The 10,508-nt window shown below is 63.3% G+C and carries 6 protein-coding genes and 5 pseudogenes; 6 read left to right on the top strand and 5 right to left on the bottom strand.

The window, feature by feature from the left end; all coding sequences use genetic code 11:
- A pseudogene (locus H288_RS35790) lies at positions 1-984 on the top strand (hypothetical protein); the annotation flags it as partial.
- Between the two features lie 28 nt (positions 985-1,012).
- Here the strand turns inward: H288_RS35790 and H288_RS35795 are convergent.
- The 5 genes and pseudogenes from H288_RS35795 to H288_RS33285 form a co-directional block, all read right to left on the bottom strand.
- Positions 1,013-1,162, bottom strand: a pseudogene (locus H288_RS35795) (ISL3 family transposase); the annotation flags it as partial.
- 18 nt (positions 1,163-1,180) lie between these two features.
- Positions 1,181-1,606 (bottom strand): annotated as a pseudogene (locus tag H288_RS36445) (IS5 family transposase); the annotation flags it as partial.
- Positions 1,510-1,935: an IS5 family transposase gene (locus H288_RS36450; protein WP_348529281.1), complete on the bottom strand. Its 426-nt coding sequence runs from the start codon at positions 1,933-1,935 to the stop codon at positions 1,510-1,512. The gene H288_RS36450 and the pseudogene H288_RS36445, both read right to left, overlap by 97 nt.
- Positions 1,936-2,057: 122 nt before the next feature.
- A pseudogene (locus tag H288_RS33280) lies at positions 2,058-3,742 on the bottom strand (IS1182 family transposase).
- A gap of 109 nt (positions 3,743-3,851) precedes the next feature.
- Positions 3,852-4,037: pseudogene (locus tag H288_RS33285) on the bottom strand (transposase); the annotation flags it as partial.
- Between the two features lie 591 nt (positions 4,038-4,628).
- Between H288_RS33285 and H288_RS35415 the strand changes: the two are divergent.
- The 5 genes from H288_RS35415 to H288_RS0131055 all read left to right on the top strand — a co-directional run.
- Positions 4,629-6,467 (top strand): autotransporter domain-containing protein, encoded by a 1,839-nt coding sequence (locus tag H288_RS35415; RefSeq protein WP_158684277.1) that lies wholly within the window; start codon positions 4,629-4,631, stop codon positions 6,465-6,467.
- A gap of 232 nt (positions 6,468-6,699) precedes the next feature.
- Positions 6,700-8,052 (top strand): transposase, encoded by a 1,353-nt coding sequence (locus H288_RS0131040; RefSeq protein WP_020096451.1) that lies wholly within the window; start codon positions 6,700-6,702, stop codon positions 8,050-8,052.
- A gap of 75 nt (positions 8,053-8,127) precedes the next feature.
- Positions 8,128-9,282: an IS110 family transposase gene (locus H288_RS0131045; protein ID WP_043713660.1), complete on the top strand. Its 1,155-nt coding sequence runs from the start codon at positions 8,128-8,130 to the stop codon at positions 9,280-9,282.
- Between the two features lie 333 nt (positions 9,283-9,615).
- The gene (locus tag H288_RS34570) at positions 9,616-10,209 is read left to right on the top strand and encodes a helix-turn-helix domain-containing protein (protein ID WP_081636604.1); all 594 of its coding nucleotides are present in this window, start codon (positions 9,616-9,618) and stop codon (positions 10,207-10,209) included.
- 16 nt (positions 10,210-10,225) lie between these two features.
- Positions 10,226-10,508 (top strand): IS3 family transposase (locus H288_RS0131055; protein WP_020095492.1); only part of this gene is annotated, 283 nt, incomplete at its 3' end.

Raw genomic sequence — 10,508 nt, forward strand, 5'->3', positions numbered from 1 at the left:
CAGGCCGAGAAGGCCAAGCGCGCCGAGGCTGCGCGTCTAGCCGACGAGGCGCGCCAGCGCGCGCTCGCCGAGGAGCAGGCCGAGAAGGCCAAGCGAGCAGCGATCGCAGCACAGGAAGCCGAGTTAGAGCAGGCGGCCATGAAGGCGCGTCGGCCTGCGCTCGCCGATAACGTGTACATCACACAGGATAATGCGAAAGCAGGGCTTCCGATAAGTGTCGAGGCGCAAAAGTCGGACGGTATGGTTGGTCTAAACCGGCAAGGGATCGCCGATTCTGCGGCTGGCAACAGTCGAATGATTGGCCCGAAAGCACCAGTGGTTGCGGACCGCCCGGCCGAGCGCATTTCTTCGCTTGAGGCTTCCAGTACGAGAACTGACGCGCCCGCGAGCCAAGAACTCGGCGAGGCCCGCTTAGCCTACAACACCCCCCAGCCCCCAGTTCAGGCGACCAATCCGACCAGTCAGAGCGCCTTTCCCGGTGATACAATCACACGGGATCGACTCGTGCGCGAGACCAAGACCGAACTCGGGCGAATCGGCTGCATCGAAGAAAGACCGGATCAGGTCTGGAACAGTAAATCTCGGGAAGCGCTAGCACGCTACGCGCGGCACGCTAAGTTACAGCCGCCCCCGCTTGAGCCCACCCGAGAAATTCTTCAAGACCTGCGAGGACGTCCTGCCTATTTCTGTCCGCTTCTATGTGGGCCTGGCCAGCACGCCAGCGGCAATCGGTGCGTCGCCATCCAGAAACCGAAACCGCCCGCGCCTGAGCCGAAGCCTATTGCACGTCGACCGAAACCGGAGCCCAAGCCCATCGTTCAAAGGCCGAAGGCGACACCTGAAGCGAGTCGTCCCAAGCAGAGGCCAATCCGTGAGGCCGTGCGCCCGAAACCCCCCGCCGTCGCAATGCCGCGCTCGACCCCAGCGCCGCCGCAAGCGCCGGTTTCGTCGGCGGCGCGGCCGATGATAGGTATCGGCTTTTGATGAGCTCTTCTGACTGCACTCGCCTTTTCAGCCCGCGGATGGCCGCGTCCGGCTCCTCCCGCCGCAGGTAACCCCCGTACTGGATGCACTGAGTTGCAGTGAGAAGCGCTGGATTGATTGTCGCCGCCCCGACGACCTCGCGAACCTGTCGCATCGACCTGCGCACGGCATCGAAGAAGCTAGGTAGGGGACTCATTCAGGTCCATGCGATGACAGAGGAAACTAGCGCGACGGCTGCGAGATAGTTGCAGGCTAGGCGATCGTAGCGGGTCGCGACGCGCCGCCAGTTTTTGAGGTGGCCGAACAGCCGCTCGATCCGATTGCGCCGTCGGTAGGCGACCCGGCTGTGCTTATAGGGTACCGTCCGGGTGGCCGTGGATGGGATGGTGGCGATCACCCGGTGGCTCTTCAGCCAATCTCTCAAGCTCTGTGCGTCGTAGGCCTTGTCGGCGATCAGACGCTTGGGCGGCACCACAGCGCACAGCAGGGGCAGCGCCATGGTGATGTCGGCCACGTTGCCGGGCGTCAGGGCGAACGCGACCGGTCGGCCACGATCATCGGCCAAGCAATGGATTTTGCTCGTGAACCCGCCTCGCGAGCGGCCGATCGCCTGGCTCCAGGCCCCCCTTTTCCGCCGGCAGCCGAGCGGTGGGCCTTCACGTGGGACGCGTCGAGCATCAACTCATCTGGCACGGGGCCTGTGGCCGCGATCTTGGCGAACAGCCGCTGCCAGATCCCGCGCTGAGACCACCTGTTGTAGCGGTTGTAGACCGTCGTGTGCGGACCGTAAGCGGAGGGCGTGTCCTGCCAGCGGCAGCCGACCTTCAGCACATGCAGAATGCCGCTGATCACTCGCCTGTCGTCGACCCGGGGCTTGCCCGGTTGGCCGTGCGGCAGGTGCGGCTCGATCCGCCCCCAGGCTTCATCGGAGAGCCAGAACAACCGTGCCATCGCGAACCTCCTGCGCTGGAAACCCCAATCTCAGGACGAAAACACGAGCAACAGCAGTTGGTTGTATGAGTTCCCTACCTAGGGCTTGGACTTGCCTCGCTTTAGATACTGCTGGCGAATTCCTACGCGGCCGTTGGCCGAGCCATGAGGCGAGCGAAAGCGGAGCGTCGGGTTCGGGCAGCGGGGGTGTCGTCGATCCAGGCGGCGAGACGGTCGAGGTTGATCGCCGTCGCCGTCAGCAGGTGCTGCAGATGCGTCCTGGCCAGACCGAGATAGCGACTGCGACGCAGGCCCATCCCACGTACGCCGCGTGAGAGGGTTCCTTCGATGCCGGCGCGCCGTCGCCGGTCGGCTGCAAATGCCGGCAAAGTCTCTCGCGAGTGCAGCGACGAGCGCATCATGTTCCTCACGCGAGCGTGGGGTCAGCAGGCGGCGCTGCGAGCGGGTGCAGCGCGGCTTCAGGGGGCAAGCCCTGCAGTCGCGTGTCGCGAAGCGGATGCGTATGACCGTGCGACCGAGATTGTGATTGGGATGCCAACTCAGGCTGTCATGTCCCGCCGGACAGGTCGCGATCTGTCGATCCCAGTCGAAATGGAAGGCTTCGATGGTGAAGGCGCCCTCGGTGCGCGCCTGCCACTGGTTGTCCTTCGGCACCGGTCCGATCAGGGCGACGTCGTGATCTCGCGCGGCGGCCACGAGGCCGTCGGCGTCGATATAGGCAGCATCGACGAGATGGCGCGCCGGCAGCCAATCCTGCGTCGCCAGCGCCGCGTGCAGCGGGTCGGCACCGCCCGGTCCACGACCGGGGCCGGTGTCGTCGCGACGTGGACGATCAGCGGTGGCTGGGCGTCGTCGCAGGTCTCGGTCAGATGGACCTTGTAGCCGATCCATGTGGTCGCGCGCTTCTTGGCGTAGTGCACGTCTGGATCGTAGGGCGAGGCGACCATCGCCAGGGCGGGCGGGATGCCCTCGGCCTCCGTCCGCCAGCGGATCCGCCCGTATCTGTCCGAACCTCCGGCGGGTGGTTCGGCGACGTGGAAGTTCTGCAGCCAGACCCGGCGAAGGACCATCACGGCGGGGACGTCGCGCAGCCAGTCCGGTGCGGCCTTGGCGTCGACGGTTGCCAGCAGCCGCTGTCCGTCGTCACCGATCGCCTCCGCGCAGGCGCGCAGGCGCGGCGCGCCGCCTCGCCCTGCGGGATGTGGAAGTCGTCGATGGGACGGCCGAAGCGCTCGATCCAACTCGGATCCGTATAGGCGCGCAGCCAGTCCGGTGCGACGATCGCCAGGGCGTTCAGCGCGGCCTGCAAGGTCTTGATGGCGCAGCCGAGGCGGTTGAGGCTGCGGACCGCACCGAGGACATGGGTCGCGTCGGTGCGCTGGCGGCCACGCTTGGCCAGGAGCCCGCGCTCGCGGCAGAGGGTGAGCAGGGCGTCGAACAGCAGGGCCTCGGCGCCGCCGGCCACGAGGCGGGAGCGGAACTCGCTCAGGACCGAGGCGTCGAAGCCGGGATCGGTCAGGTCGAGGCCAAGCAGGTACTTCCAGTCGATGCGAGCCCGCACGGCATCGGCCGCACGGCGGTCGGACGGATTCTCGGAGAACTGCAGCAGCGTGATCAATGCCAGCCGCCAGGGGCAGGCCGCAGGCTGTCCGACGCGGGCGAACAGATCGGCGAACTGACGATCGGCATAGATCGGGCCGAGGGCATCACGCAGCTTCAGATAGGCGTGACCGCGCGGGAATGCGGCTTGTGCGACAGCGGCGGTCTCTCGTGGCACGCCGGAATCGAGCGTGAGTTGGAGGGACATCCTCGACCTCCCGGATCACGGCGCATTCTGCGCCTTCATCCGGAAACGCCCACCATCTCAAACCGATTCATCCGATTCGCCAGCAGTATCTTTCTCGAGGCAAGTCCACCAGATCCTTCATCCGGCGCACCTGATCGCTCTTCAGGCCACCGAACTCACGCCGCCACCGGTAGTACGTCACTGAACTCACGCCCAGGGCGCGGATCGCGTCGGAGACGCTCTGGCCCTGCGAGATCACCACATCCGCCTGCCGGAGCTTGGCGACGATCTCCGCGGGCTTCGGATGCTTGGCCATGTCGTCCGTCCTCCAGGCTCAAAAGCCATACCAAAGGGCGGACCACTTCAATAGGGGTGGATCAGACGGAAGGTCGCACTGTTTGGGCTCCTCAATGCACGATGACAGACGGACAAAAGCACCGAACATCGCTCCTTCTAGATAATGCAATGTTCGAGTCACCAATTTTTCGACCTTAAAATCTAATTTCCGACCGAATATTACAATGATGAAATCTATGTTGCGTTCACGCAACAGGCCCGCTCCAACGCCGGCCGACTTGCCGAATCATTTTGACGGAACCTGATTCGGCATGAGATGTAGATAGGAACTTCGCGTCTAAAGGAGCGCTTAGAGCGTCCCATGAACACAGATAATAGCGCTGCACGGATTCTCAGGATGAACAAAGTATCTCTTCTTGGGACCACAAGTTTAGTCCTCTCGCTCCTAGCGGCTGAAGCCAATGCGCAGTGCGTAGGCGGCGGTGCTCAAAGCCAGTCTGTCGTGGCTCAACTTAGCCCGAACTCTGCCTCAGCGCCTAGGTTACCCAACAATTCTACATTGATACTACCTATTGATCCAGCGGGCACAAGTAGTAGCATCGGATCCACAGTGCAATCGCTGGTTTCGATCATTAATACCAACAACACTGCCTTCCTGAGCCAGACGTCGGCTTTTGTCGGTGCTCCTTCAAGCGCAACTCAGGGTCTCAACGGTGGCGGCGTTTGGGCCCGTGGTGTCGGTGGAACTTTCGACACGAACACTCGAGGAAGCTTTGCTTATGGCAACTCTCAGTCTTCTGGATCGGGGGGGTGCAGCATTCGCAACTATCAAGATTTCTCCGGCCTACAAGTCGGCACCGACATTTCTCGACTCAATATCGACGGCGGCAATGCTCATTTTGGCGTGATGATGGGATACACTGAAACCAGCAGCTTATCGCCAACTGGCGGCGCTGGGCGACTAAATGGAAATTTTCAGACACCTTTCTTCGGACTGTACGGTGCCTATACTAAGGATAATTTTTACGCCGATGGCCAGTTGCGTTTTGATTTTTTGCAAGGTCGCCTAAACGACCCTCTTAACAACGGGCTGTTTAATCAGACAATTGACGGGCGTAGCTTTAGCTTGTCAGGAAACGTAGGAAAACAATTTTCTTTTGAGGAGAATTGGTTTGTCGAGCCGTCTCTTGGTATTGTATATTCGCGCGCCAGCATAGACAATTTTAATTTGGCCGGGTCTTATGTTTTTCAAACTGGGCTTTCTGCTCCGTCATCTGTGAAAATCGCAAATTTCGACAGTGTCCTTGGGAGAGCAAGCGTTCGATTTGGTCGCACATATGTTATTGATGGAAATGTAGTACAGCCATTTGTAACGGCGAGCGTCTATAACGAGTTTGCAGGCAATATCAGAACTTCTGTCGTTTCTGGTTTCGATCCCGTCGGGCAGGTCTTCTTGCAGACTGTGCCGGGCAACCTCAGCAGCCTTGACACGAGAATTCGTATCAACACGAGTCGAATTGGCACTTACGGGCAAATCTCGGGAGGTATAGCTGCACAACTCGGTAACACGGGATGGCTATCGTACGTTCGGGGTGACTATAGATTCGGCGACCATGTCGATGGCTGGGGAATTAGTGGCGGATTGCGCTATCAATTCACCCCAGAGCAGGTCGCGGGACGTCCCATTATCAGCAAGGGATATGACGCACCCACGGAAATCCTCAACACAGCAGAGCCCGTTCGCTGGACTGGCATCAGTGTTGGCGGATCAGTCGGCGGTATAATTGATGTTGCTCGACAAGTGCCAGAATTTGATCGCGTTAGCTTGTTCCAGAGGTTACCTGTGCAGCCTAGAGCGGCAGGAATTCTTGCTGGCGGTCAATTGGGTGCGGATTATCAAATTGGAAACTTTGTAGTCGGCGTAGCTGGTGATTTTGATTGGACCAATGCCTCAGGCGGCAGGAATTGCAAGACACCAGTTGGCTACTTTTTTAGCTGCAACACTAGTGTTCAATCAGTCTATATGGCGACTGGCAGGGTCGGATACGCCATTGATCGAACCCTATTTTATGTAAAAGGGGGTTACGCTTGGGCGGATCTAACAGAAACATATCGTGACAATACTGTTGGCCGGCCTCTTATAACCCAGTATACTTCGGGCGCGAATTCAGAAGCTCAGTATGCGCCGGTTCGGAATTCGTCGTCTGGTCTAACGATTGGTGCGGGTTTCGAATATGCTCTGAATAAAAGCTGGTCGGCCAAGGCCGAGTATATGCATTATCAACTCGATGCGCGGGTAGCTACGTTCCGTCCCTCTTTCGGATTTGGTGATATTCCTGTCCCGGTGAAGCATACCGGCGATCTTGTTAAAGTTGGAGTGAATTATCGCTTTGGACAGGGCGATGTATTCGAAGTTCCCGCCGTCGCCCCAATCATTAGGAAGTATTAGTTGGCGATGTAGACACAAAAAACAATAGAGTTCGCGGCGAGTTCGATCCAATCGGCTCGCTGCGGGTTCTATATTATATTTATATAGGTGTTTTTATAAACGTTTTGTGCTCTCATATTTTTCTAACACTAGCTAAGCTCGACTTTGGCCATTTGCGGCGCGTCGAGTGGGCGGAGGTGACGAAGCGGGCGTGACGGATAGGCTGGTGGCGTCCCCGCCAAGAGACACCGCCATGCTGCCCCTGCCTGCTCGCTTCACCGGACTTATCCTGGCGTTCGCACCGCTGTTCGTCCACCGCTCGTGGCGACACGCTCAGATCCTGCTGGTCGGCGCGATCCTGACGCCGGGGCGGCGCACGGTGACGAGCGTCCTGCGCATCATCGGCCGCGCGCAGGAGCGGCGGTTTGTGAACGTCCACCGCATCCTCAACCGGGCGGCGTGGTGCCCGCGCTCCGGCAGCCGTATCCTGCTCGGGCTCCTCGTCGATGCGTTCGCGCAACGCGGCCCCGTGGTCCTGGGACTGGACGATACGATCGAGCGCCGCCGCGGCAAGCGGATCGCGGCCAAGGGCATCTACTGTGATCCAGTTCGCTCCTCCGACAGCCATTTCGTCAAGGCGAGCGGGCTGCGCTGGATGGGCCTGATGGTGCTCGCCCCGATTCCCTGGGTGGGGCGCGTCTGGGCGCTGCCGTTCCTCACCGCGTTGGTGCCGTCCGAGCGCGCCTGTCGCGAACGCGGCCGTCGGCACAAGCCTCTGCTCGACGTCGGACGCCAACTCGCTCTCCAGGCTCGCCGCTGGCTGCGCGCACGCGACCTCGTGGTGGTGGGCGACAGCGGCTTCTCGGCCTTGCTGTTCCTCGACGCGATGCGCCGCGCCCGCATCACGACGATCACCCGCCTGCGGCTGGATGCTGCTCTCTACGAGCCGGCCCCACCGCGGCCGCCCGGCACGATCGGACGCCCGCGGACCAAAGGCGCGCGGCTGCCGACGCTCGCCGCGATCCTCGCGGCCAAGGACACGCGCTGGCACGCGGTCGTGGTGCCCGGCTGGTACGGGGCAGGCGAGCGCACGATCGAGATTGCCTCGGACACCGCGGTGTGGCGGCACGGTGGCTTGCCCGTCGTACCGATCCGTTGGGTCCTCATCCGCGATCCCGAGGCGCGCTTCCCACCCCAGGCCCTGCTCTGCACAGATCCGACGCGCGAGCCCGCGCAGATCGTGGGGTGGTTCGTGCGTCGCTGGACCGTTGAGGTCACCTTCCAGGAAGCGCGTGCCCATCTCGGTGTCGAGACGCAGCGGCAGTGGTCGGACAAGGCCATCGCCCGCACCACGCCCTGCCTGCTCGCCCTGTTCTCGATCGTCACGCTGCTGGCTGCACGGCTCCCGGTCCGCCAACGGCAACGGATCGCGGCCGCCGCGTGGTACCCCAAACCGCGCCCGACCTTCGCCGATGCTCTGGCCGCCGCACGCTATGCGATCTGGCGCGAGCGGACTTTGGCAACATCACCGCGCCGACGCGCCCGAACAAAACCCCGCTTCCGTTTGCCAGCGCCCTGGGTCTATGCCCTCTGCCACGCCGCATAAGTGGCCAAAGATACCATGCAGGGAGCTGGAGATTGGATCACTCTCCAGTTCTCTGACCTTGGACCGGAGTTGGCCATGCTTGATCGTGAACAGATCCAGACAAACCTGCCTGAGGTTGCTGTGTTCGTCACGCTGGAACTCAGCAAGTCGGCATGGCTCCTGGCCGCCCAGGCCGTCCCGAGCGGGAAGACCTCCGCACACCGGGTGAGCGGCGGCGACGTGGAGGGCCTGCTCGCCTTGCTGCGCCGCCTGCAGGCTCGCGAGCAGCGCAGCTCCGGCCGAGAGGTCGCGATCATCCTCGGCTACGAGGCCGGGTACGACGGCTTCTGGCTGCAGCGCCGCCTCGCGGCCGAGGCGATCACCTGCTTCGTCATGGATCCCGGCAGCCTCCAGGTCGACCGCCGCGCGCGACGGGCCAAGACCGACCGGCTCGACGCGGCCATGCTGCTCCGGGCTCTGATGGCGTGGTGCCGCGGCGATCACGCCGCCTGCCGCATGGTGCAGGTGCCCTCGGTCGAGCGCGAGGATGCGCGGCGCACTCATCGCGAGCGCCAGCGCCTGATCGCGGAGCGGGTGCAGCACGTCAACCGGATCAAGGGCCTGCTCGCCACCCAGGGCGTCTACACGTTTCAGCCGCTGCGACGCGACCGTTGGGAGCGGTTGAAGGAGGTGCGCACCGGCGACGGGCGCGACCTGCCTCAGCGCCTGCGCGGCGAGATCGAGCGCGAGTTCCGGCGGCTGGAACTCGTGCTCGAACAGGTCGCGGCCGCCGAGGCCGAGCGCGATGCCGCCGTGGCGGATCCGGCCGTCACGGACGCCGACGCCGAGAAGGTGGCGCGTCTGGCCCGGCTCGGTGGCATCGGCACCGAGCTGGCCACGGTGCTGGTGCGCGAGGCGCTGTATCGGCCCTTCGCCAACCGCAAGCAGGTGGCCGCCTATGCCGGTCTCACGCCGAGCCCGTACGCCAGCGGCGACCGGCAGCGCGACCAGGGCATCTCCAAGGCTGGGAACCCACTCCTGCGGAAGTCGATGGTCGAACTGGCGTGGCTGTGGCTGCGCTATCAGCCGGGCAGCGGGCTCGCCCGCTGGTTCGTCGAGCGGGTCGGCACCGGACGCGGTCGCATCCGCAAGATCACCGCGGTGGCGCTGGCGCGCAAGCTGCTGGTCGCCCTGTGGCGGTATCTCGCCACCGGTCTGGTTCCGGAGGGCGCGCGCCTGAAGGCGGCCTGAGGATCGAGGTTCGTCCGCCGGGCCGGTCCACGGCATGTCGGACGAGTGGGGGCAGGCGTGTGACCGGAGCTCGACGGGGTTTGCTGCCGTCGCCAAAGATGGGTCCCGCCGCCTTCAGCCGGTTCGCCTCGCATGAGGCATCTTGGTCAGGAACGTTCTGTTCCGCCGGATACGAGTGGATCCGCGAGCCCGGCGCTCGCACGACATCCCGGCTCCCCCGCCCGTCTGAAACGTCGATCACCGACCCCCTTGCGGAAACGCCTCATACGAGTCGAGCTAAGTACGTCCTCATAGGTTTCGTGGTATGCTGGAGCGCTAAGCCGGGAGGCGGCGATGCGCGCCCTTCATCTGGACAGCCTGAACGTCGATCAGCTGCGCGAGCTTGACGAGCTCTACCGAACGACGCGCGATGTCCGGATTCGCACGCGTGCGCAGATGATCCTGCTCGCGGCCGACCAGAGGCTCGCTATCTCGGAAATTGCCGCGATTGTGCGCGAGAGTGGCGAGACGGTCCGACGCTGGGTCCATCGCTACGAGGCCGAGGGCCTCGACGGCCTCTCCGACGCGCCGCGCTCGTGCAAACCGGCCAAAGCTGGAGCCGCCTATCGCGAGCGTTTGGTCGAACTGGTGCGGCGGCGCCCACGCGCCCTCGATCTGCCGTTCTCGCTGTGGACCCCCGCCCGTCTGGCCGACCGCCTGGCAGAGGAGACAGATCTGCGCATGAGCGTGGCCAGCATCCATCGGCTGCTGCGCGCGGCAGGTCTCGGGTTCGGTCGCCCCCAGCATACGATCAGCAGTCCGGATCCGGATTATGCTGTCAAAAAAGGCGGTCGAACTCGCTCGCGACGGCTTGAAGCCCGGCTCGGTCTTCTACTACGCTGTGATCCTCCCTCGGCATCGCGGACACCTCTGATACGCTCATGCTGAGCGGGGAAGGTGTCGAATGGCGAAGACGAGACGCGAGTTCACGCCCGAGTTCAAACGCGAAGCGGTCGCCCTGCTGGAGAGCAGCGGCCGGCCACAGATGCAGGTCGCGGCCGAGCTCGGGATCCAGCCCTCGATGCTGAGGCAGTGGCGCGCCACGCTGAACGGGGCCCTACCCCGGCCGCGGCCGGCCGGATCGACGGGGAGTGCGCCACCAAGCCCGGTCGCCTCGCCGTCCGATCAGGCCGCCGAGATCGCCCGCCTGCGGCGTGAGCTCGACCGTACGCGCATGGAGCGCGACG

The sequence above is a fragment of the Methylobacterium sp. 285MFTsu5.1 genome, from assembly GCF_000383455.1.
GTDB lineage: Bacteria > Pseudomonadota > Alphaproteobacteria > Rhizobiales > Beijerinckiaceae > Methylobacterium.